Origin of the sequence: Gemmobacter denitrificans (assembly GCF_036964905.1) — a bacterium.
GTDB lineage: Bacteria > Pseudomonadota > Alphaproteobacteria > Rhodobacterales > Rhodobacteraceae > Gemmobacter > Gemmobacter denitrificans.
This window is the reverse complement of the sequence record NZ_JBALHR010000017.1, coordinates 41,133-64,876: the sequence shown is the minus strand read 5'-3', so window position 1 is coordinate 64,876 and position 23,744 is coordinate 41,133. Positions and strand designations below refer to the sequence as shown.

At 62.9% G+C, this 23,744-nt stretch carries 25 protein-coding genes and 1 tRNA gene; 15 read left to right on the top strand and 11 right to left on the bottom strand.

The genetic code is table 11. From position 1 onward, the window contains the following. Positions 1 to 208: 208 nt before the first annotated feature. The 9 genes from V6590_RS18580 (at position 209) to V6590_RS18540 (ending at position 7,138) form a co-directional block, all read left to right on the top strand. Positions 209 to 478, top strand: coding sequence for a hypothetical protein (locus tag V6590_RS18580; RefSeq protein WP_335425191.1), 270 nt, complete (start codon positions 209 to 211; stop codon positions 476 to 478). A gap of 174 nt (positions 479 to 652) precedes the next feature. Further along, positions 653 to 2,290, top strand: coding sequence for a hypothetical protein (locus tag V6590_RS18575; protein ID WP_335425190.1), 1,638 nt, complete (start codon positions 653 to 655; stop codon positions 2,288 to 2,290). Between the two features lie 68 nt (positions 2,291 to 2,358). After that, positions 2,359 to 2,973 (top strand): ribonuclease D, encoded by a 615-nt coding sequence (locus tag V6590_RS18570; RefSeq protein ID WP_335425189.1) that lies wholly within the window; start codon positions 2,359 to 2,361, stop codon positions 2,971 to 2,973. Further along, positions 2,954 to 3,919, top strand: coding sequence for a KpsF/GutQ family sugar-phosphate isomerase (locus V6590_RS18565; RefSeq protein WP_335425188.1), 966 nt, complete (start codon positions 2,954 to 2,956; stop codon positions 3,917 to 3,919). Before V6590_RS18570 ends, V6590_RS18565 begins: the two co-directional genes overlap by 20 nt. Before the next feature lie 3 nt (positions 3,920 to 3,922). Continuing rightward, positions 3,923 to 4,522, top strand: a complete 600-nt coding sequence (locus V6590_RS18560; RefSeq protein ID WP_335425187.1) for an LPS export ABC transporter periplasmic protein LptC — start codon at positions 3,923 to 3,925, stop codon at positions 4,520 to 4,522. Between the two features lie 14 nt (positions 4,523 to 4,536). Then, positions 4,537 to 5,025 (top strand): LptA/OstA family protein, encoded by a 489-nt coding sequence (locus V6590_RS18555; RefSeq protein ID WP_335425186.1) that lies wholly within the window; start codon positions 4,537 to 4,539, stop codon positions 5,023 to 5,025. After that, positions 5,025 to 5,777: an LPS export ABC transporter ATP-binding protein gene (gene lptB / locus V6590_RS18550; RefSeq protein WP_335425185.1), complete on the top strand. Its 753-nt coding sequence runs from the start codon at positions 5,025 to 5,027 to the stop codon at positions 5,775 to 5,777. The genes V6590_RS18555 and lptB overlap by 1 nt, the downstream gene beginning before the upstream one ends. Before the next feature lie 286 nt (positions 5,778 to 6,063). Next, the gene (hpf, locus tag V6590_RS18545; RefSeq protein ID WP_335425184.1) at positions 6,064 to 6,639 is read left to right on the top strand and encodes a ribosome hibernation-promoting factor, HPF/YfiA family; all 576 of its coding nucleotides are present in this window, start codon (positions 6,064 to 6,066) and stop codon (positions 6,637 to 6,639) included. A gap of 34 nt (positions 6,640 to 6,673) precedes the next feature. Further along, positions 6,674 to 7,138, top strand: coding sequence for a PTS sugar transporter subunit IIA (locus tag V6590_RS18540; RefSeq protein WP_335425183.1), 465 nt, complete (start codon positions 6,674 to 6,676; stop codon positions 7,136 to 7,138). Position 7,139: 1 nt separating this feature from the next. On the opposite strand, the gene V6590_RS18535 is transcribed toward V6590_RS18540, so the two are convergent. The 10 genes from V6590_RS18535 to cysQ all read right to left on the bottom strand — a co-directional run bounded on the left by V6590_RS18535 (position 7,140) and on the right by cysQ (position 16,472). Continuing rightward, complete coding sequence (locus V6590_RS18535; protein WP_335425182.1) at positions 7,140 to 7,376, bottom strand: hypothetical protein; 237 nt, start codon at positions 7,374 to 7,376, stop codon at positions 7,140 to 7,142. Positions 7,377 to 7,418: 42 nt separating this feature from the next. Next, a complete protein-coding gene (locus V6590_RS18530; protein WP_335425181.1) occupies positions 7,419 to 7,883 on the bottom strand; it encodes a hypothetical protein in 465 nt (154 codons plus the stop codon). A 15-nt stretch (positions 7,884 to 7,898) separates the two neighbouring features. Next, positions 7,899 to 8,522 carry a hypothetical protein gene (locus V6590_RS18525; protein ID WP_335425180.1) on the bottom strand — a complete coding sequence of 208 codons (624 nt, stop codon included), beginning with the start codon at positions 8,520 to 8,522 and terminating at the stop codon, positions 7,899 to 7,901. A gap of 4 nt (positions 8,523 to 8,526) precedes the next feature. After that, on the bottom strand, positions 8,527 to 10,224 hold the full coding sequence (locus tag V6590_RS18520) for a DUF5927 domain-containing protein (RefSeq protein WP_491546700.1): 1,698 nt from the start codon (positions 10,222 to 10,224) through the stop codon (positions 8,527 to 8,529). Between the two features lie 10 nt (positions 10,225 to 10,234). Then, positions 10,235 to 11,245: a glycosyltransferase family 2 protein gene (locus tag V6590_RS18515; RefSeq protein ID WP_335425179.1), complete on the bottom strand. Its 1,011-nt coding sequence runs from the start codon at positions 11,243 to 11,245 to the stop codon at positions 10,235 to 10,237. Between the two features lie 41 nt (positions 11,246 to 11,286). Continuing rightward, positions 11,287 to 12,519, bottom strand: a complete 1,233-nt coding sequence (locus V6590_RS18510) for a glycosyltransferase (protein WP_335425178.1) — start codon at positions 12,517 to 12,519, stop codon at positions 11,287 to 11,289. Between the two features lie 3 nt (positions 12,520 to 12,522). Next, on the bottom strand, positions 12,523 to 13,422 hold the full coding sequence (galU, locus tag V6590_RS18505) for a UTP--glucose-1-phosphate uridylyltransferase GalU (RefSeq protein WP_335425177.1): 900 nt from the start codon (positions 13,420 to 13,422) through the stop codon (positions 12,523 to 12,525). Between the two features lie 181 nt (positions 13,423 to 13,603). Beyond that, positions 13,604 to 14,872: a glycosyltransferase family 2 protein gene (locus V6590_RS18500; RefSeq protein WP_335425176.1), complete on the bottom strand. Its 1,269-nt coding sequence runs from the start codon at positions 14,870 to 14,872 to the stop codon at positions 13,604 to 13,606. Continuing rightward, on the bottom strand, positions 14,869 to 15,663 hold the full coding sequence (locus V6590_RS18495) for a 3-deoxy-manno-octulosonate cytidylyltransferase (protein WP_335425175.1): 795 nt from the start codon (positions 15,661 to 15,663) through the stop codon (positions 14,869 to 14,871). Before V6590_RS18495 ends, V6590_RS18500 begins: the two co-directional genes overlap by 4 nt. Next, positions 15,660 to 16,472, bottom strand: coding sequence for a 3'(2'),5'-bisphosphate nucleotidase CysQ (cysQ, locus tag V6590_RS18490; RefSeq protein WP_335425174.1), 813 nt, complete (start codon positions 16,470 to 16,472; stop codon positions 15,660 to 15,662). Before cysQ ends, V6590_RS18495 begins: the two co-directional genes overlap by 4 nt. 184 nt (positions 16,473 to 16,656) lie before the next feature. On the opposite strand from cysQ, the gene V6590_RS18485 reads away from it, so the two are divergent. The 4 genes from V6590_RS18485 (at position 16,657) to dnaJ (ending at position 21,350) form a co-directional block, all read left to right on the top strand. Then, entirely contained in the window at positions 16,657 to 17,430 is a 774-nt protein-coding gene (locus V6590_RS18485) for an ABC transporter permease (RefSeq protein WP_335425173.1), read from the top strand. Next, complete coding sequence (locus V6590_RS18480; protein ID WP_335425172.1) at positions 17,427 to 18,035, top strand: SH3 domain-containing protein; 609 nt, start codon at positions 17,427 to 17,429, stop codon at positions 18,033 to 18,035. Before V6590_RS18485 ends, V6590_RS18480 begins: the two co-directional genes overlap by 4 nt. A 184-nt stretch (positions 18,036 to 18,219) precedes the next feature. Further along, positions 18,220 to 20,127 carry a molecular chaperone DnaK gene (gene dnaK / locus V6590_RS18475; protein ID WP_335425171.1) on the top strand — a complete coding sequence of 636 codons (1,908 nt, stop codon included), beginning with the start codon at positions 18,220 to 18,222 and terminating at the stop codon, positions 20,125 to 20,127. Between the two features lie 71 nt (positions 20,128 to 20,198). After that, positions 20,199 to 21,350, top strand: a complete 1,152-nt coding sequence (gene dnaJ, locus V6590_RS18470; RefSeq protein WP_335425170.1) for a molecular chaperone DnaJ — start codon at positions 20,199 to 20,201, stop codon at positions 21,348 to 21,350. Positions 21,351 to 21,471: 121 nt separating this feature from the next. Here the strand turns inward: dnaJ and V6590_RS18465 are convergent. After that, positions 21,472 to 21,547, bottom strand: a tRNA-Lys gene (locus V6590_RS18465). A gap of 109 nt (positions 21,548 to 21,656) precedes the next feature. On the opposite strand from V6590_RS18465, the gene dapF reads away from it, so the two are divergent. After that, positions 21,657 to 22,493: a diaminopimelate epimerase gene (dapF, locus tag V6590_RS18460; protein ID WP_335425169.1), complete on the top strand. Its 837-nt coding sequence runs from the start codon at positions 21,657 to 21,659 to the stop codon at positions 22,491 to 22,493. After that, on the top strand, positions 22,490 to 23,743 hold the full coding sequence (gene mtaB, locus V6590_RS18455) for a tRNA (N(6)-L-threonylcarbamoyladenosine(37)-C(2))-methylthiotransferase MtaB (RefSeq protein WP_335425168.1): 1,254 nt from the start codon (positions 22,490 to 22,492) through the stop codon (positions 23,741 to 23,743). The genes dapF and mtaB overlap by 4 nt, the downstream gene beginning before the upstream one ends. Position 23,744: the final 1 nt, after the last annotated feature.

The window sequence follows — 23,744 nt, the reverse complement described above, 5'->3', positions numbered from 1 at the left end:
TTTCAGGTACCAGTGCCGCAAGGCGTGGAGGTTCGAGTCCTCTTCTGGGCACCAATCCAAAGGCCCGGTCCCGCAAAGGACCGGGCCTTTTGGTTTCCGCAGCACCAGAAGAAACGCGAATTCACCCCGAGCGTGCGCGTACGTACCTTCCCGAACCCGGCCCTGCAGCGCAATTCGACCCTGTGGTTCAGGGTACGAGAGGCGGTTCATGGCGAGCGAGGAACAGGAGGGAGAAAGCGCAGTCGAGCCCATGCGATCAGACCTTGTCGTCACGATCTGGCAGGGCCCGACGCCAGGCGGGCGCGAGTTGGTCATCGGTTTCCTGCAGTGCCGGGCAGAGCCCGAAACGCAACAGCGTCTGCTCGAATCGCTGGGCACCCTGCTGGAGGATGCCATCCGGCTGCTCTCAGCTGCCGAACCCACCGAGGAGTGCCGATCAGCGGATTTGAACGCCCCAGACGCGGCCCCCGGCGATTGACCGGGCGCGGCTGCGCCGCGGCGACCACTACCGCCGCGCTATAGGGCAGGCCCGCGCCCCGGCTGGGGACCGGGGCGTGGGCCACAATCCTTGCTGACCTGGGAGTACCCCTCTTCCGGGCTTGTCCGGCCATTGCCATCGTTTAAGCTGCCCTCTGGGGCAAGCGAGGCGGCGGTGACAGAGATTGAATCACAGGGCAATCCGGTCACCCCGGCAGAAACGGCGGCGGCCTTGGCCCGAATGCGCGCAGCTGCGGGGCTCGCTCCGGGAAGCCGTGCCGATGCGCTGCTGACCTATCTGATCGATCACTGGCATCGCCACGGGCCGGACCAGCCACCCAAGGCCTATGCCATCGGCGTGGACGTGCTCGGGCGGGGCACCGGTTTTGATCCGGCACAAGATTCCATCGTGCGCGTGGAAACCGGTCGGCTGCGCAAGGTGCTGCAGGCCTGGGCCGAAGGACCGGGACGCGATGATCCCATAGAGATCAGCCTGCCCAAAGGCGGTAACGGACTGCAGATCCGCCGCCGCCCGAAACCGCAGGCGCGTACCGCGCCCAACCGCAACCCCATGTTACGGATTGCCGCTCTGGCGCTGCTGGCTGTGCTAGCCATCGCGGCACTGATCCTGCCACGGACCCAGCTTGCCGACTATCCCTTGCTGCGGGTCGATCCCGTGCAGGCCGCATTGCCGGAAGGACCGCTCGGTTTTCTGCCTGAAGGGATCGAGGCGCAGCTTGTGGCCGAACTGTCGCGATTTCACAGTTTCCGGGTGCTGCCACCCTGGGGGCAGCCACAACGCCGCCATCAGGCGGCGGATTATGCGCTGCGGTCGCGGATCGAGGCGGCCGGAGAGGATGCCCTTCTGACCATGACCTTGACCCGCCTTTCGGATGGTGCGGCAATCTGGTCAGGCCAGCAGCGGTTGGACCATGATGGCGTGGGCCTGGCCGACAGCTTTTATCAGGCGTTGCGCGGGGTCATGGGGCAATTGGCCGGCCCGGGCGGGGTGATCGATGCCGATGGGCGCGCGCAACTGGCTCGGGCCGGTCAGGAATGGCGCGGTGCCGCACCTTCCGCCTTTTTGTGCGAATTGCGCTGGCAGGCCTATGATCGCAGCAAGGATCGGCACGAAGCTGCGCTGGCCCGCACCTGCCTTGACCGCCTGACCACAGCAGGAAGCCCGGTCGGGGCACTATGGTCGGCGCAAGCCTTCATGCTCTTTCTGGACTGGACGGCAGAAGGGGGCAGGCCCGATGATGACCGGATCGACCGCGCGCTCGCCGCAGCCCATCGCGCCATCAGCCTTGCGCCGACCGATGCCGAAACCCACGAGGCGCTCGGCTCGATTCTTTCGGCCTTGGGCGATGGCCCGGCGGCACGGCAGGCCTTGCGCATGGCCGCCCGGCTGAACCCGTCGGATCTGGAAATCGTGGTCAAGCTGGGCTGGCAGGATTGTCTGGATGGCGATTGGTCGCGGGGCGTGGCCGAAATCCGGGGGGTGATCGCCGAATTCAGCGCGGTTCCCGGATGGTATCGCCTGCCACTGGCCCTCGACGCCCTGCGGCGGAACGATGCCGAAGCCTTGGCGCGCGAGGCGCGGCTCATTCTGGCGGCAGGGGATCGGCGTGGCACGGTGCTGGCGCTGGCGGCTGCCCGCATGGCGGGCGATGATGCTCGCGCCGCCGAATATGCCAGCCGAGTTGCCATGCTGGGCTCTGTCGAAATCCAGCTTTCCGAACTGGCCGCGCTGTTCCCGGTGCCCGATCTTATTGCAGACTTGCGCGCCAAAGTGCTGATCCCGCATGGCTAGGCCCTGCCGCCGTTGACCCGCGCGGCGGGCAGGCGTATCCCGGCGCAAGCGCATGTACGGAGGCTTCCTTGACCATCTATCTGCACCGCAATGACCTGCCCGAGGGGCTCGACCTCGGCCCGGTGGTCGCCATCGACACCGAGACGATGGGTCTGGACCCGCGCCGCGACCGGCTTTGCGTGGTGCAATTGTCGGCAGGCGACGGCCATGCCCACCTGGTTCAGATCGACCGTGGCCAGACCCGGGCACCCAATCTGGAACGCTTGCTGACCGATCCGGCGGTGGTCAAGCTGTTCCATTTCGGGCGCTTCGACATCGCGGCCCTGCAAAAGGCCTTTGGCGTGGTGACCGCCCCGGTCTGGTGTACCAAGATCGCATCGAAGCTGATCCGCACCTTCACCGACCGGCATGGCCTGAAATATCTGCTGCAGGAACTGGTCGGTGTCGATGTCAGCAAGCAGCAGCAGACCAGCGACTGGGGTGCCGCCGATCTGACCGAGGCGCAGAAGGAATATGCCGCATCCGACGTGCTGTATCTGCACAAGCTGAAATCGGCGCTGGAGGAACGGTTGCTGCGCGAAGGGCGGATGGATCTGGCACAACGCTGCTTTGATTTCCTGCCCACACGGGCCGAGCTGGACCTGCTGGGCTGGGAGGAACCCAATGACCTCTTCCACCACTGATTTTCTGGCCATCGGGCGGCGGGTGATCCGGCGCGAAGCCGAAGCGCTGGACCTGTTGGCCGAACATCTGGGCGACAGTTTCAACGCAGCCGTAACCGCCATTCTGGGGGCCCAGGGGCGCGTGATTGTCTGTGGCATGGGCAAATCGGGCCATATCGCCCGCAAGATTGCGGCCACCTTCGCCTCGACCGGGACGCCCGCACAATATGTGCATCCGGGCGAAGCCAGCCATGGCGATCTGGGCATGGTGACGGCCGCCGATGTGGCGCTGGTGCTGTCCAATTCCGGCGAGACCCCGGAACTGGCCGATATCATCGCCCATACCCGGCGCTTTGCGATTCCGCTGATCGGGGTGGCCGGGCGGGCCGGATCGACCCTGCTGCGGCAATCGGATGTGGCAATCCTTCTGCCGCCCGCACCCGAAGCCTGCGAAACCGGCATCGTGCCCACCAGCTCCACCACCATGACACTGGCACTGGGCGACGCGCTGGCCATCGCACTGATGGAGCACCGGCAATTCACGCCCGAACATTTCCGGGTGTTTCATCCGGGCGGCAAGCTGGGCGCACGGCTGGCGACCGTGCGGCAATTGATGCATACCGACCTGCCGCTGGTACCCGATACAACCCCGATGACCGAAACCTTGCTGTCGATGACGCAAAAGGGCTTTGGCGTGGTCGGCGTGACGCAGGCGGGCGGCGGGCTGGCCGGGATCATCACCGACGGCGACTTGCGCCGCCACATGCAGGGCCTGCTGTCGCTGACGGCGGCACAAGTGATGACGCGCAATCCCCGCACCATCAGCCCCGATGCGCTGGCGGAAAAAGCGGTGGCAGTCATGCAGGAGCGTAAGATCACCTCGCTTTTCGTGGTGGACCCGCAGGGTTCGGATCATGCGGTGGGGCTGATCCATATTCACGACTGCCTGCGCGCCGGTGTGGTCTGACACATGGCGGGCGATGGGCATACGCGGCTGGTTGGCTGGCTGAAGGTGGCGTTGCCGCTCTTGGCGCTTGCGCTGTTGTCCACGCTGTTTCTGGTCGCGCGCACCATCGATCCCGGTCAGGCCATTCCCTATACCGAGGCAGAACTGGCAGATCGGTTGCGCGAGCCGCGCATGACCGCACCCGCCTATGCCGGTGTAACCGCCGACGGGGCAAAGATCACCTTCACCGCCGATGAAGCGCGCCCTGCTGGGCCGACCGGGGCCTCGGCGCTGAAGGCGCAGGCGACCTTGGCCACGCCGGATGGGGCCCGCACCACGGTAACGGCAGGTGCCGCCCGCATGCTGGGCGATACCGGGCATCTGGTGCTGGAGAGCGGCGTTCTGCTGGCCACATCGGCAGGCTACGAGATGCGGACCGACGCCATCTCGCTGGCGCTGGACCGGACCGGAGCCGAAAGCACAGGCCCGGTGGATGGATTCGGCCCGCCCGGACGGATCAGCGCAGGCCGGATGGTGCTGAGCGAAAATCTTGATGCGCCGGGAGAGTATCTTCTGGTTTTCAACGAACGGGTTCGCCTGATATACGAACCCGGCAAGCCCTGACCGAGGCCTTTTTCATGTTCCGTTTTACCCCCGCCCTGATCCTGTTGCTGGCCCTTGTCCCGGGGGTGGTGGCGGCGCAGCAGGCCAAGATCGCCTTTGGCGGGCTGAAACAGGACACATCGCTGCCAGTCGAGGTGGAGGCAGACAGTCTTGCCGTCAATCAGGCCGATGGCACGGCCACGTTCAGCGGCAATGTGCTGGTGGGTCAGGGCGAATTGCGCCTGTCCGCGGGCACGGTGCGGGTTGAATATGCTACGGATGGCAAGCGCATCGCGCGGCTGCATGCCAGTGGCGGGGTAACGCTGGCCAACGCAGGCAATGCCGCCGAAGCGCGCGAGGCGGTCTATACCATTGACAGCGGCAATGTGGTGATGACCGGAAACGTCCTGCTGACCCAGGGCAGCAGCGCCATTTCCGGGCAAAAGCTGATCATTGACCTGAAGGCCGGAACCGGCGTGATGGAAGGCCGCGTTTCCACCGTCTTCGTGCCGGGGGGCAATTGATGCCCGATCTGTCGGTCACCGAAGGATCGGCCGGGCTGAGCGTCCGCGGTCTGCGCAAAAGCTACAAGAAACGCCCGGTCATCCGCGATGTGACCATGAACCTGCAGCGGGGCGAAGTGGTTGCGCTGCTGGGGCCGAACGGATCGGGCAAGACCACCTGTTTCTATGCCATCGCCGGGCTTGTGACGCCCGAAGGCGGGCAAGTCCTGCTGGATGGCAAGGATGTGACCGCCCTGCCGATGTATCGCCGGGCTCGGCTGGGGGTGGGCTATTTGCCGCAGGAAGCGTCAATCTTCCGGGGGCTTTCGGTCGAGGACAATATCCTTGCCGTGCTGGAAATCACTGTATCCGACAGCCACAAGCGCCGCGAACGGCTGGAAGAGTTGCTGACAGATTTCTCCATCACCCATCTGCGCCGTGCACCGGCGCTGGCGCTGTCGGGCGGCGAAAGGCGGCGGGTGGAGATTGCGCGCTGTCTGGCTGCCGATCCGAAATATCTGCTGCTGGATGAACCCTTTGCCGGGGTGGACCCGATCGCCGTCGGCGAAATCCGTCATCTGGTGCAGGATCTGAAGGGCCGTGGTCTGGGTGTTCTGATCACCGACCACAATGTCCGCGAAACGCTGGAAATCGTGGATCGCGCCTATATCCTGCATGACGGCCATGTGCTGATGAGCGGAACCACCGAAGAAATCGTCCGCGACGAAACCGTGCGCCGGGTTTATCTGGGCCAGAATTTCCGCATGAGCTGATCGCCTTGGCGGCAGGATGCCCGCCATCGGGCGGCTGACCGGCAGGGATTCGCCCCTGGCATGCGGCTTGTCATCCGAACGTCACGAAGCTGTTGACAAGCCCCCCCGACCTGCCGCCAAATACCTGTGATGCGTGCGATAACCGCCCCAGTTTTTCGGCCCCGCGCGGCAGGTTTCTGCCCCGTCAGGTCTGGTGCCGAACCTGTGGTGGCCCCATGTAAAATTCATCAGCGGGTAATCCTGCATGATGCAGGATGTGCCTTGCTGTTTTCGCGAAGGAGGAGCCATGCGTTATCAGATCAGCGGGAAACAACTCGACATCGGTGAGGCGCTTCAGACCCATGTGAAGGCCGAACTGGGCGAAGTGATCGAAAAATACGCTCAACGCCCCACCGATGCCGTGATCGTCTTCTCGAAGGCCGCGCATGAGTATCATTGTGAATCGACCGTTCACCTGTCCACCGGCCTGACGGCAACCGCCAAGGGCCATGCCTCTGAAATCTATGCCGCTTTTGAAGCCTGTCGCGAAAGGCTGGACAAGCAGATGCGCCGTCACAAGCGCCGCCTGCGCGACCATCACAATCGGCGTTCAGGGCCTGTTGAATTCGACGGCGGTTCCTCCTATATCCTCGCCCCGACCGAAGAGGCGGATGACGGGGAAACCGGTGAACTGCTGCCTGTCGTGATCGCCGAGATGGAGACGAAGATCCCTTCGATCACCGTCGGCGAAGCGGTGATGCAGCTGGAACTGGGCGGGCAGAAAATGCTTGTCTTCCGAAATGAGGGACATGGGGGCGTGAACGTCGTATATCGCCGGGATGACGGCAATATCGGCTGGATCGACCCGCGCAACAGCAAGTGACGCGCCTGCGGGCGCGGATAGGACGACGACCCTGATGGAACTGACCAAAATCCTGAACCCGCAGGCCGTCCGGGTCGTCAGCCAATTGACCAGCAAGAAGCGCCTGTTTCAGGAATTGGGCGAAATGGCGGGGCAGGCCTACAAGCTGAACTCGGCCATCGCCATTGACGGGTTGCAGGAACGCGAAAGCCTTGGCCCCACCGGTGTGGGCCATGGCATCGCCCTGCCGCACGCCCGGCTGGAGGAATTGAAAGGCATAGTCGGTGTCTTTCTGCGCCTGGAAAAGCCGCTGGATTATGACAGCGTGGATCGCCAGCCGGTCGATTTGGTGTTTGGTCTGTTCGCGCCCAAGGATTCGGGCGTCGAACATCTGAAGGCGCTAGCGCTGGTCAGCCGCACCATGCGCGATGCCGGGGTCTGCGCCAAGCTGCGGGCGAATGTCGATCCGGCCAAGCTTTATGCCATTCTGACCGAGGCGCGCAGCTCGCAGGCGGCGTGATCTAGCTGGCCTCTCGCCAGCGTCCGAAGCCGTAGCCGATGTAATCCCGCTGATAGGCGTCGCGGGCCGCGTCTTCCAGTTCGGTATCCCAGATGGCCGCCAATGCGGAAAAATCGGCACGCGCTGGTGCCAGGGCAGACAGCCCGAGTTCCGCCGCCGCAAATGCCAGACCTTCGGCCAGCCGCTCTTCCCGAACCACAATATCCGGGCCCTGAAACTGCGCAAACCCCTGCAGCACTGCCGTCTGAGTCGCAAAATGCGGATCGACCTTCTGCCCGGTCTACCCCGACAGATAGAGCTTCAGCCAGCGCAGCACTTCCAGAAACGGCTCTCGATGATCGGTGTCCGCTGCATCCGGTGCGGGAAGATCAATGCGATAGGTCTTTTGCAGCAGTTTGCGCAGATCGGCATCGGCCAGCAGCACCTGACGATAGGCGGCATAGGCGCGGGGCAACGGATGGCGCAGCACGGTGAAACTGCGATGCAGCCCTTGCTTGCGCCGCCATTGCCGCAGGGTCTTTTGCACGAAATCGGTGATCAGACCGCCCCGACCCAATGCCCCCAGCCAGGCCCGCACCTCGGCCTCTGGCCCGGCTTTCACCGGCATATACAAAAGCCCCGCATCCGCCGCTGCCACAAAGGACGGGATTGCAGGTGCCCGCCGCGGTTCGAAATTCGGGGTCCGCGACATGTTGAACCGATCAAGCCGCGCCAATGATGCTTCCATCTCGGCCGGGTTCAGCACCTTTTCGGCCGTTTCTTACGGGTTTTGCTTTTTCAGCTTGGGATCAGTCGCCGTCAGGCGGGACTCGACCCCCAGAAAGGCGGCCAGACCGTTGAGCACATCAAGATCGTTCAGGTCGTCGTAATCGATGTAAAAACCCGTCTGGCCGCTAACCTGCAGCCCATGCAGCAGGGCGATCTGCCAGGCCTGCAATTCGGCCAGATGGGTTTCGAATTCGGCGGCATGAAACGGCACCCGCGCGGTTTTCAGCTTGGCCGCGTTCTGCAATTTCCACTGGCCGGTTTCCTGCGCAATCTTCAGGCTGACATAGCTGTCCAGCGGATTGCGGGTCAGGATGATCTTGGCACAGGTGGGATCGGCCAGAACATGATCGATGACCCGGGAATCATGGTCCTGAAACAACCGGAAACCGACCAGTCCGTCTTCAGCCCGCATCCGCGCCAGCACAGCCAGAGGATTGGCGTCGCGTTCGGCCAGGTCGATGCCGAACATTTCGGTCTGGTCCTTCTTGCCCATGAAATGCGGGTTGAACACCTCGCCATGGCAAGTGACACCGTTCAGCGCGTTCAGGTTGGCCTCAAGAAAGTTGGAACCGGTCCGCATGGCGGCAAACATCACGAAAGACGTGAACTTCTGCATCAGGTCATTTCACCAGATAGGGGCGGCCGCGCCGCGTGCTGCTGGGGCGGGGATCATCGCCGGCGGGGAAATCACCCATCAGGATCGGCTGCATGCCCTGATTGCGCAGGTTCTGCAGGAATTGGCCAAACCCGGTCAGATCGCGCATGCGCGGGGCTTCGGTCAGCCGGCGCAACGACCGTGGGCTGATTTCGTCGATGATGGTCTGCAAGGGCTCCATCGGATTTTCAATGAACTCGGCCAAGGTCCATACCCGGATGCGCGCCTTGGCCGTGACGGCCCGCAGCACGGCAAGATGTGCCATTTCGATCTTCTGCAGGCGTGCGGCTTCCTTGCGGATATCGCTGAAATTCTGGTTGGCATGGAACAACGGCACCGCCCATGCGCCCGAGATCACCGAAATCTGCGCGTTGGGATCGCGGGCGAGGAAGGGGGCGATCTTCTGCACATCGCCGGGGCCGAACTGGAAGCACTGGCGTTCACCCCGGGTGTTCCAGATCAGATTGCACAGAAAATTCTGCGGGTTGTAATCGCGCAGCGCCGCACTGTCGCTGATGCCGCCATTGTAGATCCTTTCGCCTCCGGCGAATTCCACCCGTTCGGGCGAAAAGATATGACCATGCACCCGGGTGCCCGCCGATTTGCCCAACCAGGTTTCGAAATTCTCGAACAGGTCGGCAAAGCCTTCAAACACGGAATAGGGAGCTGCAGTCACCCCGTTTTCCCAATTCTGATTGGGATAGCGGCTTTGCATGTAAAGCCCGGCACGCCCTTTGGTACGCCGTTCCACCGCCTTGGCAAACAGCCGGTCGATCTTGCCCGGATTGGGTTCTGCCGGGGCCTGACCGATGCGGTCGTCATTCAGGAAGGTGCGATAAAGCTTGCCCGCCTGCGGCCAGATCTTGCGCGCAACAAAACAGTCCGACTTGCGCAACAGCTGCAGATGGTCGTCATAGAAGATATGCGGCTTCCCCTGAAAATCGAACTTGGAAAGCGTCAGCGACCGGCTTTCGACATTGCTGGAAACCTGCCGGACAAGGGTCTGGAAATAGCTTTCGTCCGGGATCCAGACCCGCCGGAAATAGCGATCATGTTCAGCCCGGTCCGGGCTTTCGAGGATCGCGCTCAGCGTCTGGCGGGTCAGGCACCACCATTGGCTGCCCAGATGCGGCACGAGACCGGCCGGAATGCGGCGGCGGATACCCAGACGGCGCTGGATACGGACATAGGCATCGAACAGGCGGCGATGCTTGCGCCAGGAAAACGGGAAGCGCAGGGTGAAGCGTTCGATATTCAACCCGCCGATCGTCCAGCCCACATCTTCGGTGGTGACGCTTTCGATGAAATCGGTGCGCGGGCGTTCATCGAGATAGGCCACGAGTTCTTCGACCGGCCGCAATGGCATGCAGGAGCCGGAAGCAAGAAAGACATGCCGCACCCCCGGAAATTCGCGCAGCATCAGGCTGGAGGCCGCCTGCGTGGCCGCAACCAACCCCCAGGTGCCCCATTCGCAGGCGAAGCGTTCGCTATAGCGGATGTCGGCCACACCTTCGAGATCGCGGCGCAGCCGGCTCATCGCCCCCTTCCGGACGCGTTTGTCTACATGAATGACCACCGGGCAGCCACGCTCGGCCCAGTGCCGCGCCACCTGGGCCGCGCGGTCCAGCGCGGTATGGCAGAGCATGACAAAGCCGACGGTCACCCTGCCCTCCTCATGCCCAGTTGCCCTTGGACATCAGCCCGAGAATCTCAAGCTGGCGCCAGTTGATGTATTTCTCGCTCCATTTGCACCACATGTCAGGGCTGTCAGCCAGACCTTCACGATAGGCGCGATATTCGTGGCTGTTGGCATAGTGCTGATTGCGGGCCATTTCCTCTTCGGCCTTTTGCGTCAGCGTATCCAGGAATTTGGCATGCAGCAGCACGCCCGACGCCTTTTCGCCCCCCCATTCGTCATAGACCAGATTAAGCCCGCGTGGCAGCAGCATATGGGTGGAACTGACATAGGCATAATCGCGGTGCCAGCGCACAAGCGGCACCTTGTTCAGAGCAGGCGCACGTTCAGGATTGGTGCCAAAGAACATCCGGGCGCGGGGGCCACCCTGAATCCACAGATTGCCGTACAACTTGTTCTTGGCCATCGTGTAATTGCCACTGTCGAACCAGCTGGCGATTTCGAACGGGTCTTGCCCTTCGCGATAAGGGGTCTGATAGATCGGCCCCTTGGGATACATGTCGAGCAACATGGCCGAGAAGGATCGGATCGAGCTGGCCTCCAGCCAATCGGTCAAGGCGCGCAGAGGTCGGGTATCACAGAAGGGAAAGACAAAGAATTCATCGGCATCGACCACCATGGTCCAATGGCCATGGCCGTAGCGCATCAAGAGCCAATTGATCCAGTCAATGCCAAAGCGCGAGCGCTTGTAGCTGGCATTCGTGATCCACAGCGACACATCGCCCTGTTGCGCCAGATATTCGCGCGATCCGTCATCCGAGCCATTGTCCACAAAAAAGAAATGGTTGATGCCAAGATCACGGTAGTAGCGCAGAAAATACGGCAGTCTCGTACGTTCATTTCTGAGCGTACAGAACAACAGAAGATCATGCTTGCGGATATCGGCCACCCGGCTGACAACAGGCTTCAATTCGCGCCGTTTGCGAAACGCGCGAAACCGCCACCGCTTGCGCGCCAGACGCAGCCGATATGTTGACAGGATCCCCAATTACTCCACCCGTTTTGGCCGGACGTTCCCGTCCAGACCTATCAGACCGCCTTTAAGACAGTGTTGAAGTGACTGTCCCATGTTGGCGGCACCCAAGGCCGGCGCCCCCCGCGCACAGCGAAACACTGCCTGTCTGTGGGTCGTCCCGCCGTGACCGCCCGTTCAATTGTTTCCATCCAAGAATAACTGTCCGTATTGTCAAGGTAAACCGGATAGTCACCCAGAACCTCACGCACCGCAGCCAGGGGTGACGCGAATACAGGCACGCCCAGTGCAGCGGCTTCCGCCGGGGGCAGGCCATAGCCTTCGGCAAAGCTGGGAAACAACAACCCCTGCGACCCGGCCTGCAGACCAGACAGCGCAGAATCGCCCAGGCCAGGGGCTTCGATCACATGGGGGGGCCGGGTATCGAGCCGGGCAAAGACCGCCGCGTTCGACCAGCCGCGGCTCCCCGCGATCACCAATTGCGGCATGGCATCAGCGGGCAGGCGGGCCGCCAGCCCCTGCCAGACATCCAGCAAGAGCGCATGGTTCTTGCGCGGCTCGATCGTTCCGATCGTCACAAACCACGGCCGCGATGGATCAAGCCCAGGAAGATGAAACGCACCAGGCGCGGCAACAACCACCCCCAATGGCGCAACGATCCCCGGTGGCACCCGTCCGGCCTGCATCAGGTGGCGCTCCGACGCAGCCCGGGCTGCAGCGGTGCTGTGGATCACCAGATCTGCCCCGGCAGAGATGGCCGCCAGTTTGCGGGCAAAGACCGCCGGAATATCGGGGCGCGTGAATTCCGGGAAATCAATCGGGATCGTATCATGCAGCAGCACAAGGCGCGGCCCGCGCTGCGCGGCAAAAACGCGCGGCGCAAGATTGGCATGGCCCATGTTGAAATAGGCTGTCCCAGGCGGCAGATACCGCGCCAGCATGGACGCCAGCCCGAAAGGCAGGCAGCGCGCGATGGCATGCCCACGCAGCAGCGTTTCCGCCCGCGCGCGTGCGGGATCGTCCCGCCGCATCAGGCGGGCCAACAGATCGGCTTCGGGCAAGGCGGACCGCCCCTGTGCTTGCGCAACGATGGCCGCAACGCCGCCCGATCCAAGCAAGGCAAATCCCGCGCGCAACCGCACCAAAGCAAACAGGGGAATGCCCATGGCATCCCCCTGCAGCAAATGCTCCGCCCAGGCGAGCTCAACCCGATCCACCCCGGTCAACGGCCCCTTGCCCAGACGCGACACAAGCCGCGTCAGATCAAGCAGCCGCGCGGGCTGTGGCATGGGTTACTGCGCCGCCTTCTGAAGCGCGACCGTATCATTGAGGTACGAGGCGAATTCATCACGCAGGTCGGGGCGCGACAGACCGAAGGCGACCGTCGCCTGCAGGAAGCCAGCTTTCGATCCGCAATCATAGCGCTGGCCGCGGAAGCGATAGCCATAGACCCCGCCACCGTCGCCACCGATTTCTTCGGCAATCGCGTCGGTCAGCTGGATTTCACCACCCGCGCCCTGCTTCATGCGGTTCAGGTTGGTCAGCACCTTGGGCGACAGGATGTAGCGACCGATCACGGCAAGGTTCGACGGGGCCTCTTCGGCCTTGGGCTTTTCAACCATGCCCTTGGCCTTGATGATGGAGCCCATATCCTCGGCAATGTCGAGCACGCCATAGCTGGAGGCCTTGGCGGGCGGAACCTCCATCGCGGCGACCATATTGCCGCCGGTCTGTTCGTAGGCTTCGACCATCTGCTGCAGGCAGGGCTTTTCAGCGGCAATCACGTCATCGGGCAGCAGCACCGCGAAGGGCTCGTTGCCGATCAGACGACGGGCACACCAGACGGCATGGCCCAACCCCATCGGACGGTTCTGCCGCACATAGGCGATGGCACCCGAATCCATGTTGGTATCCTTCAGGACTTCCAGCAGATCGGTTTTGCCCTTCTTGCGCAGTTCGCTTTCCAGTTCCGGCGCGTGATCGAAGTAATCTTCCAGCGCTGATTTACCGCGCGACGTCACGAAGATGAATTCCTTGATCCCGGCGGCGCGCGCCTCGTCGATCGCATACTGGATCAGCGGCCGGTCAACCAGGGTCATGATCTCTTTCGGGATCGACTTGGTCGCAGGCAGAAACCGTGTGCCCAATCCCGCAACAGGGAAAACTGCCTTGCTCACCTTCTTGGTCTTCATGATCTCGCTCGATTCTCTGTTCACTGGCGCCGAACACGGCTTAGGGTCGGTTCGCACGTCCCGGATTGCAGAAGTTTAGCCGGAAAAGGCACGGAAAAGTTCAAAAAACACGCCGCACCGTTCGATCTTTCGAAAGAATTGCACGGATGTCGCAGCCACATACTGTGACCGGTCGTGCGGCTCAAGGGTTTGGATCAGGGTCTTGCGGTTCGTCGGGGACCAATGGGCGCAGTTTTGCCCAATGTGCCGCCTCGCGGGCGACGCGCCTGGCAAAGCGCCAGAACCGGAAGGGGGGATCGCGCCGGTCCGACGCCCCGAACAAGCCGCCGCGCTGTTCCCACCATCCGCCCTCGGTGAATCCAGCGTGGTGGCGCAGGCTGGTCGGACTGAGACGAATCACCGTGGGCAGTTCCCCTTCCGCCAATGCGCGTCGCGCCTGCGCTGCCAGCTTGTGGCCTTGCCAAATGCGCCCGGAAATCAGCCGCGCCGGGCGCGGTCCTATGCCTGCAAGAGGCTGAAAGCGCAGAACTTCGGGTTGTAACGGGGTGATCCGGGGCAGATTGCGCTTGGTCGCTTCGGTGATTCCAGCCTCGAGCGAGGCAAGCAGGCGGGACACATCGCCGGGCAGAATACGCCCCGCCACCATATGCCGAAGCACCCTTTGCCGCTGCTCAGCCCTCAGCCGCGCCAGCGCGGTGGGCCATAAATCGGGCACAGCATGGCGGCGCAGAAAGACCATGGTCGAGGCACCGATGTCGGTCAGGTCCAGCGGCACGCGATCAGCACGGCGGCGGGTGCTGGCGGCAAAGCCATGCTGCACTTGCGCCAGGGGCACCACAGCCGTGGCCCCATATGCAGCCAAGCGCATACCGACATCAGCATCGTCGAGATAGAAGCGATAGGCAGGATCAAAGCCCCCCGCCTGCAGCAGCATAGCGCGGCGGAAGGCGCAATTTGTGCCCACAGGTTTGATGGCATACCCGGATCTGCCGTTCCAAATGCCACCCTGATCGGGCACCTCCAGCGGGTGGTCATGCCCTGTCGCATCGACGCCAGCCGCCCGCCATTGCAGCGATATCCCGTTGCGACCCCGGGTGAAGCCGGTCGCGGCCGCCACTGCGGGATCATGGAAGGCGGCCGCCAGACGTCTGGCCCAGGTCGGTTCTGCGGCGGCGTCATCATCAATGAACCCGACCACCTCCCCTGCGGCTTGCATCAGGCCCAGATTGCGTGCGACCGAGATATTGCCGCCCGGATTTGGGATCAACCGGGCTTGCCCGCCGGTGGCAGACAGGATCCGGCTTGCCAGATCAACACCGCTTGCGTCGGCCACGACGACAAGCTCCAGCGCCGGGTGATCCTGCTGCTGCAACGACATCAGGCAGCGGCGCAGATCGTCATGCCGCTGCCAACTGACCACGATCACGCTGATCGTGGGTAAATCGTTCACCGGGCGCCCATCTCAGCCATCATCGCCTCGATCCGGGGCACATCTTCGGGGTTATTCAGCTCCCAGAACTGGCGGCCCTTGGCATCCACTTCCACACAAAGCACATTGCGCCCCTGTTCGAGAAAGCGCAGTTGCTCCAGCCCCTCCAACACCTCCAGCGGACCGATCGGCCAGCTGGGATAGGCGCGCAGCGCGCGGGGGCGATAGGCATAGACGCCGACATGATGGAAGACCGGGGTCGGGTCATCATCGGCATAGGTCTTCCCGGTATAGGGGATGACCTCTTTTGAGAAATAGAGCGCCCGCCCGCCCGCACCGAACACCGCCGTGGTGCCACCCACGCGGCCGGCGCGGCGGTCGGCCAGAAAGCCGCTGACCGCGCGGCCATCACAGCGCAGCACGGGCGTGGCAATATCGGCCTGGCTGTCAGCGCGCAGCCCGGCGATCAGGTCTTCGACGAACCACGCGGGCGTCAACGGCGCATCGCCCTGCAGGTTCACCACCATTTCAAAGCCGGGCAGCTTACCCGCCACTTCGGCGCAGCGTTCGGTGCCGTTCTGACAGCTCGGCGAGGTCATCACCACCTCGGCGCCAAAGCCTTCGGCATGGGTCTTGATCCGGTCATCATCGGTGGCCACCACCACGCGATCCACGCCTTTGACAGCGCGCGCCGCTTCCCAGCTGCGCTGGATCAGAGTCTTTGCCCCATCTGGCCCGTTCAGCGTGACAAGCGGCTTGCCCGGATAGCGGGTGGAGGCATAGCGGGCGGGAATGGCGATCAGCACGCTCATTTTTTCAGGTCCACGCCGGTTTTCAGGTCCACGCCGGGAGCATAGGCGATGAAGAACGGGTTGTCCCAGCCCTGTTTGCCATAGGCCAGCGGTGTGTGATCGTCAAAGCGCACCACATGGCCGCCCGCGCCGCGCAGCACCGCATCGCCCGCCGCCGTGTCCCATTCCATGGTGCGGCCAAGGCGCGGGTAAAGGTCGGCCTCACCCGTCGCCACAAGGCAGAACTTCAGCGAAGACCCGGCGGATCGCATGTCCTTCACATTGTATTTGTTGATATAGTCATCCGTTGCCGCATCGCGGTGCGATTTCGAGGCCACCACCATCAGCGCGGCATTATCGGGGCTGGAAACCCCGATCCGGCGCAGCTCTCCGGGGTGATCCTTGTGGAGCGCACCGGTTTCCTCCACCGCACCGCCCTCGGGCAGAGTATAGAACAGCCGCCCCTGCGCCGGGGCATAAACCACCCCATGCACCGGCACGCCATTTTCAACATAGGCGATGTTCACGGTGAAATCGCCACGCCGCTGGATGAATTCCTTGGTGCCATCCAGCGGATCGACAATCAGGAAGGTCTGCGCAGTCAGCGCATGGCTGGCCGCCTGTTCTTCGGTGATCAGTGTGACATCGGGAAATTCGGCCCGCAGACCGGCCGAAATCAGCGCGTCGGCAGCTTCGTCCGCCTCGGTCACCGGGCTTGCATCCCCCTTGGATTTCACCTCGAAATCGGGGCTGTTGTAGACCTCCATGATCCGGTCGCCTGCCTCGAGCGCGAGGCGGCGGATGACGGGGACAAGGCGGGTGAAATCCATGAAACGGCTCCGGGTCCGGCGACCCTTGGCCGCACAGTTGCTTGCAAATCGTTTTCTCCTTATCATCGCTCGCTAAGGGAACGGCAAGATTTCCCGCGCAATATGGCAATGCCGCCAGATAACGAGGTTCGGCAGGATGTTTCAGCCCGCGAGACCAACGACGGCCGCCGGCTCCGCACTGAATATGCTGGAGCTGATTTTTCATGCCGCCGTGCGCAATGTGCGCAAGCGGCATGGCAATGCCGTGATGGGGCTGCTGCTGAATATCGTGCAGACCGTTCTGCTGATCGTGGTGTTCTACACCATGATGACGATCATGGGCGGCGCACGGTCGGCAATCCGGGGCGATTTCGTGCTGTATGTCATGTCCGGCGTGTTCATGTTCATGACCCATACCAAGACGGTCGGCGCCGTGTCCGGGGCCGAAGGCCCGACTTCGGCCATGATGAAACATGCCCCGATGAACACCATCGTCGCCATCGCCTCGGCAGCGCTCAGCGCGCTTTACCTGCAGATGCTGTCTTTGTCGGTGGTCCTGTATGTGTACCACGTCGCCTTTACCCCGATCACCATCCATGAACCGATCGGGGCCTTGGGTATTGTCATCCTGTCCTGGGCCTCCGGGGTGGGCATCGGCATGCTCATCATGGCGGTGAAGCCCTGGGCCCCGGATTTCTTCGGTCTGGTGGTGCAGATCTACATGCGCGCGAACATGATCGCCTCGGGCAAGATGTTCGTGGCCAACATGATGCCGGGGCATATTCTGGCCTGGTTCTTCTGGAACCCGTTGTTCCACATCATCGATCAGGGCCGTGGCTACATCTTTCTGAACTACCACCCGCATTACACCAACCTGACCTATCCGATTGTCATTACCGGGGCCTTCATCGTGCTGGGCCTGATGGGCGAACATTTCACCCGCAAACATATTTCGGCCAGTTGGACCGCAAAGCAATGATCCGGTCCGCTCTGTTTGCCCTGCTGGGACTGGCAGGCTCTGCTGCTGCCGAAACCTTGCCGGGGTCGTATGATGTGAATGGCGTCGCTGCAAACGATGTGCTGAACATCCGGGCTGAACCCAATGCGCGGGCGCCGATTGTCGGCACCCTGCCCGCAAATGCCCATATGGTCGAGGTTGTGGGGCGGCAGGGCAATTGGGGTTTGGTCAACACCGGCGAAGGCGCGGGCTGGGCCTATCTGAAGTATCTGACCCGCCGCCCGGGGGATGACTGGTTCCGCCTGACCGGCACGCTGCGCTGCTTTGGCACCGAACCCTTCTGGTCGCTCACACTGATGCCCGCGCAAGACACCCTGCGCCGTGAAGAACCCGGCCTGCCCGAGCATCGGCTGCCTTTGGGTACACGGCAGGGAGAGGCGGGCCGCGCGACCGTCAGCTTTGGCGATGCGGTCGCCGGGGGCGATCTGATGATGGAAGCCCGCGCCTGCAGCGACGGGATGAGCGACCGCCGCTTTGGCATTGCCGTGACCGGGCGGCTGCGCCCCGGCCTTGCGGGCAACAGCGCGGAATCTGCGCTGACCGGCTGCTGTTCATTACAGCCCTGAACGCAATTTTCACCACTTCCCGGCAGGTTTCACGAACCCGTCATGCTTGCAGGGCCTGCGGGGCCTGCCTATATACGCCGGGAAGCGGAAAGGTGCGGGCCGCACCGACCGTTCACTGGGATCGGGGACAGAGGCCGCAATGGCTCTGCCCCCACAACATCGCCGAAGGAAGAGGTAACTTATCATGGCCAAAGTCATCGGGATTGACCTCGGGACCACCAACTCCTGCGTTGCCATCATGGATGGATCGCAGCCCCGCGTCATCGAAAATTCGGAAGGCGCGCGCACCACGCCGTCGATCGTCGGTTTCACCGAAACCGAACGCCTTGTCGGTCAGGCCGCCAAGCGTCAGGCTGTCACCAACCCCGCCAATACCATTTTCGCGGTCAAGCGCCTGATCGGGCGCCGGGCAGATGATGCCCATATCGCGAAGGACAAGAAGAATCTGCCTTACGCCGTGGTGAATGGCGGCAATGGCGATGCCTGGGTGGAAGTGCGTGGCGAGAAATATTCGCCAAGCCAGGTTTCGGCCATGATCCTGCAGAAGATGAAGGAAACCGCCGAGGCCTATCTGGGCGAGACCGTCACCCAGGCCGTGATCACCGTGCCTGCCTATTTCAACGACGCGCAGCGTCAGGCAACCAAGGACGCGGGCAAGATCGCCGGGCTTGAGGTGCTGCGCATCATCAACGAACCGACCGCTGCCGCGCTGGCCTACGGGCTTGACAAGAAAGACACCAAGACCATCGCCGTCTATGACCTTGGCGGCGGCACCTTCGACATCACCATCCTGGAAATCGACGATGGTCTGTTCGAAGTGAAATCGACCAACGGCGACACTTTCCTCGGTGGCGAAGATTTCGACATGCGCATCGTGAATTACCTCGCCGAGGAGTTCAAGAAAGAGCATGGCGTTGACCTGACGCAGGACAAGATGGCCCTGCAGCGCCTGAAGGAAGCCGCCGAAAAGGCCAAGATCGAACTGTCCTCCAGCCAGCAGACCGAGATCAACCAGCCGTTCATCAGCATGGACCGCAACTCGGGCACGCCTTTGCACATGGTCATGAAGCTTACCCGCGCCAAGCTGGAAAGCCTGGTGGATGACCTGATCAAGCGGTCCATGAAGCCCTGCCAGGCCGCGCTGAAGGATGCCGGTCTGTCCATCGGTGACATTGACGAGGTCGTTCTGGTCGGCGGTATGACCCGTATGCCCCGCGTGATCGAGGAAGTGACCAAGTTCTTCGGCAAGGAACCCCACAAGGGCGTGAACCCTGATGAAGTTGTGGCGCTTGGTGCAGCCATTCAGGCGGGCGTGTTGCAGGGCGACGTGAAGGACGTGGTTCTGCTCGACGTGACCCCGCTTTCGCTGGGGATTGAAACGCTGGGCGGCGTGTTCACCCGTCTGATCGACCGGAACACCACCATCCCGACCAAGAAATCGCAGGTCTTCTCCACCGCCGAGGACAACCAGAACGCCGTGACGATCCGCGTGTTCCAAGGCGAGCGCGAAATGGCCGCCGACAACAAGATGCTGGGCCAGTTCAATCTGGAAGACATTCCGCCCGCTCCGCGCGGCATGCCCCAGATCGAGGTGACCTTCGACATCGACGCCAACGGCATCGTGTCGGTTTCGGCCAAGGACAAGGGCACCGGTCGGTCGCAGAACATCACGATCCAGGCTTCGGGCGGTCTGTCCGATGACGAGATCGAAAAGATGGTACGCGACGCTGAGGCCAATGCCGAGGCCGACAAGAAGCGCAAGGAACTGGTCGAGGCCCGCAATCAGGGCGAAAGCCTGCTGCATTCGACCAAGAAGTCGCTGGCCGAACATTCCGACAAGGTGGACCCGTCCACCGTCGAGGTGATCGAACTGGCGATGGGCGCGCTGGAAGAAACGCTCAAGTCCGAAGATGCCGGCAAGATCAAGGGTGGCATCCAGAACCTGACCGAAGCGGCGATGAAGCTGGGCGAGGCGATCTACAAGGCGCAGGCAGCCGATGCCGATGGCGCCGAGGATGATGGCCCCCGCGCGGCAGATGACAACATCGTCGATGCCGATTTCGAAGATCTCGGCGAAGGCAAGCGGAAGTAAGACCGCTGGAAACGGCAAGAGGGCGGTCCGGCAACGGGCCGCCCTTCCCGGTTCCATGAAAGGGTTGGGCCATGGCAAAACGCGACTATTACGAGGTGCTCGGCGCATCTCGCGGGGCTTCCGCCGAGGAGCTGAAGAAAGCCTATCGCCAGAAGGCGAAAGAGCTGCACCCCGACCGCAACGCCGACAATCCGCAGGCCGAGGCGCAGTTCAAGGAAGTGAACGAAGCCTATGATGTGCTGAAGGATCCCGAAAAGAAGGCGGCTTATGACCGCTATGGCCATGCGGCCTTTGAAGGTGGCATGGGCGGCGGTGGCGGCCAGCGCGGCGGCTTCAGCGGCAATGGCGATTTCGCATCCGCCTTTTCGGACGTGTTCGAGGATCTGTTCGGCGATTTCATGGGGGGCGGGCGCGGGGCGGGCGCACGGTCCCGGGCGCAGCGCGGGTCGGACCTGCGCTACAATCTGCGTGTGACACTGGAAGAGGCGTTCAAGGGCGTCCAGAAAACCATCAACGTGCCCGCATCGGTTGCCTGCGACGGCTGTCACGGCACCGGGGCCGAGGGCGGCGCGGAACCTGTCACCTGCCCCACCTGTTCGGGCATGGGCAAGGTGCGCGCGCAGCAAGGTTTCTTCACCGTCGAACGCACCTGCCCCACCTGCAACGGCACCGGGCAGATGGTGAAGAACCCCTGCAAGATCTGCGGCGGTGCAGGCCGGGTGGAAAAGGACCGTGCGCTGTCGGTCAATATCCCGGCAGGCGTGGAAACCGGAACCCGCATCCGGCTGGCCGGTGAGGGCGAGGCGGGCCTGCGCGGAGGGCCGACCGGCGATCTCTATATCTTCATCGAAGTGCGCGACCACCCGATCTTTCAGCGCGACGGGCTGCATCTGTTCTTCCGGGTGCCCGTACCCATGACCACTGCAGCCATGGGCGGCGAGGTCGAGGTGCCAACCATTGACGGCGGTCGGTCGCGGGTGAAGGTGCCACCGGGCAGCCAGACCGGCAAGCAGATGCGTCTGCGTGGCAAAGGCATGCCTGCCTTGCGTGGGGGCGGCGTGGGCGACCTGCTGATCGAACTGGTCGTGGAAACCCCGGTCAATCTGACCGCACGTCAGAAAGAACTGCTGCGTGAGTTCGAAAAGCTGAGCGAAGAGAACAACCCCGAGGCCAATTCCTTCTTTTCCAAGGTAAAAAGCTTCTGGGATGGCATGAAGAACTGAACAGGGCGCCTGCGGGCGCCCTTTTTGCTGCACCGGTGCGAAGTGCCGTCCGCGTCCGAAACAAAAAACGCCCGAAAAACCAAAAAACCCGGGCATTTAAGCCCGGGTCTTTGGAAGACAGTGGTGAGCCGGACAGGATTCGAACCTGTGACCCACTGATTAAAAGTCAGTTGCTCTACCAACTGAGCTACCGGCCCGCCGTCTGTGAGCGGGTATCTACGGAAGCACCGCGGGGGGGTCAAGAGCGAAAAAACACAAATTCGCACCTCTCTGGCAGAATCTTCCCGCAGAGGGTAAAAGCCCGGCATGGATAGCCAATTCCCCACAGGCCTGCCGTTCATGAAGATGCACGGGGCAGGCAACGATTTTGTGATCATCGACTCGCGCGGGCGTGGGGCGGTGACAACCCCTGCGCTGGCGCGTGCGCTTGGCGACCGCAATCGCGGCGTGGGCTTTGATCAGCTGGCCGAGATTCGTGATAGCGAGACCGCTGATTTTGCACTGGATTTCTGGAACAGCGATGGCAGCCGGGCGGGAGCTTGCGGCAATGCCACGCGCTGCGTGTCGGATTACATGATGGGGCAGTTGGGCCGCGAGGCGGTGCATCTTGTCACGCCGCGCGGCGACTTGCGGGCAGTGCGGCTGGCCGATGGCCGGGTGAGCGTGAATATGGGCCAGCCGCAGCGCGACTGGACCGAACTGCCGCTCTCTCATGCCGTGGATACCGATCACCTGCCGCTGCCGGGCGATCCGGTGGCCGTGGGCATGGGCAATCCGCATTGCGTGTTCTTCGTCCCCGATGCCGAAGCGGTGGATGTGGCACAAGACGGCCGGCGGATCGAAACCGACCCGCTGTTCCCGCAGCGCACCAATGTGGAATTCGCGAGCCTGACCGGCCCGGACCGCCTGCGCATGCGGGTGTGGGAGCGCGGGGCGGGCATCACACTGGCCTGCGGCTCGGGTGCCTGTGCCACGGCGGTGGCGGCGCATCTGCGCGGGCTGACCGGGCGGCGCGTGACGCTCGACCTTGATGGTGGCGTGCTGGAAATCGACTGGCGCGAAGATGGCGTCTGGATGGCCGGGCCGGTGGCGCGGGTGTTTGATGGCATGCTCTCACCCGCCTTTCTGGATGGGCTGCTGTGAGCGCGCCGGTCTTCTCCACCCTCGGCTGTCGTCTGAACGCCTATGAAACCGAGGCGATGAAGGAATTGGCGGCGGCGGCAGGGGTTTCCAATGCCGTTGTGGTGAACACCTGCGCCGTGACGGCAGAGGCTGTGCGCAAGGCCAAGCAGGAGATTCGCCGTTTGGCGCGCGAAAACCCCGGCGCCCCGGTGATCGTGACCGGCTGCGCCGCGCAAACCGAACCCGAAACCTTTGCCGCCATGCCCGAAGTGACCAAGGTGGTCGGCAATACCGAAAAGATGCAGGCCGAAACCTGGGCCGGGCTGCGGGTGCCTGATCTGATCGGCACCACCGAAAAGGTGCAGGTCGATGACATCATGTCGGTCAAGGAAACGGCGGGCCATCTGATTGATGGCTTTGGCCGCCACCGCGCATATGTGCAGGTGCAAAATGGCTGCGACCATCGCTGCACCTTCTGCATCATCCCCTTTGGCCGGGGCAATTCGCGCTCGGTGCCCGCAGGTGTGGTGGTGGAGCAGATCAAGCGCCTGGTGGACAAGGGCTTCAACGAGGTGGTGCTGACCGGCGTTGATCTGACCTCCTGGGGCGCCGATCTGCCGGCCGAGCCGCGCCTGGGCGATCTGGTGATGCGCATCCTGAAGCTCGTGCCCGATCTGCCGCGCCTGCGCATCTCCAGCATCGACAGTATCGAGGCGGATGAGGCGCTGATGCAGGCCATCGCGACCGAGCCGCGCCTGATGCCGCATCTGCACCTGTCATTGCAGGCGGGTGATGACATGATCTTGAAACGGATGAAGCGCCGCCACCTGCGCGACGATGCGATTCGCTTTTGCGAGGATGCGCGCCGCTTGCGGCCTGAGATCGTCTTTGGCGCCGATATCATCGCCGGGTTCCCGACGGAAACCGAGGAGATGTTCGCCAATTCGGTGAAGCTGGTGGAAGATTGCGGCCTCACCTTCCTGCATGTCTTCCCCTTCAGCCCGCGCAAAGGCACGCCCGCCGCGCGGATGCCGCAGGTGAAAGGCCCGATCATCAAGGAACGCGCCGCCCGGCTGCGCGCCGTGGGGGATGCGGCCCTGGCCCAGCATCTGGGTGCACAGATCGGTGTCACCCACCAGATCCTGATGGAAGGACCGCGTTTGGGCCGCACGGAACAATTCACCGAAGTGGCCTTTGATCGGAATATGCCCGAGGGGCAGATTGTCACGGCACGGATCACGGGCTTTGCCGAAGGGCGACTGACCGCCTAAG

Coding starts and splice junctions, on each gene's coding strand:
- dapF (WP_335425169.1), top strand. CDS start 21,657: ATGGATAGCCAATTCCCCACAGGCCTGCCGTTCATGAAGATGCACGGG.
- V6590_RS18540 (WP_335425183.1), top strand. CDS start 6,674: ATGGAACTGACCAAAATCCTGAACCCGCAGGCCGTCCGGGTCGTCAGC.
- dnaK (WP_335425171.1), top strand. CDS start 18,220: ATGGCCAAAGTCATCGGGATTGACCTCGGGACCACCAACTCCTGCGTT.
- V6590_RS18565 (WP_335425188.1), top strand. CDS start 2,954: ATGACCTCTTCCACCACTGATTTTCTGGCCATCGGGCGGCGGGTGATC.
- V6590_RS18560 (WP_335425187.1), top strand. CDS start 3,923: ATGGCGGGCGATGGGCATACGCGGCTGGTTGGCTGGCTGAAGGTGGCG.
- hpf (WP_335425184.1), top strand. CDS start 6,064: ATGCGTTATCAGATCAGCGGGAAACAACTCGACATCGGTGAGGCGCTT.
- galU (WP_335425177.1), bottom strand. CDS start 13,422: ATGAAGACCAAGAAGGTGAGCAAGGCAGTTTTCCCTGTTGCGGGATTG.
- dnaJ (WP_335425170.1), top strand. CDS start 20,199: ATGGCAAAACGCGACTATTACGAGGTGCTCGGCGCATCTCGCGGGGCT.
- V6590_RS18580 (WP_335425191.1), top strand. CDS start 209: ATGGCGAGCGAGGAACAGGAGGGAGAAAGCGCAGTCGAGCCCATGCGA.
- V6590_RS18555 (WP_335425186.1), top strand. CDS start 4,537: ATGTTCCGTTTTACCCCCGCCCTGATCCTGTTGCTGGCCCTTGTCCCG.
- lptB (WP_335425185.1), top strand. CDS start 5,025: ATGCCCGATCTGTCGGTCACCGAAGGATCGGCCGGGCTGAGCGTCCGC.
- cysQ (WP_335425174.1), bottom strand. CDS start 16,472: ATGGATTTCACCCGCCTTGTCCCCGTCATCCGCCGCCTCGCGCTCGAG.
- V6590_RS18480 (WP_335425172.1), top strand. CDS start 17,427: ATGATCCGGTCCGCTCTGTTTGCCCTGCTGGGACTGGCAGGCTCTGCT.
- V6590_RS18510 (WP_335425178.1), bottom strand. CDS start 12,519: ATGCCACAGCCCGCGCGGCTGCTTGATCTGACGCGGCTTGTGTCGCGT.
- V6590_RS18495 (WP_335425175.1), bottom strand. CDS start 15,663: ATGAGCGTGCTGATCGCCATTCCCGCCCGCTATGCCTCCACCCGCTAT.
- V6590_RS18485 (WP_335425173.1), top strand. CDS start 16,657: ATGCTGGAGCTGATTTTTCATGCCGCCGTGCGCAATGTGCGCAAGCGG.
- V6590_RS18525 (WP_335425180.1), bottom strand. CDS start 8,522: ATGCAGAAGTTCACGTCTTTCGTGATGTTTGCCGCCATGCGGACCGGT.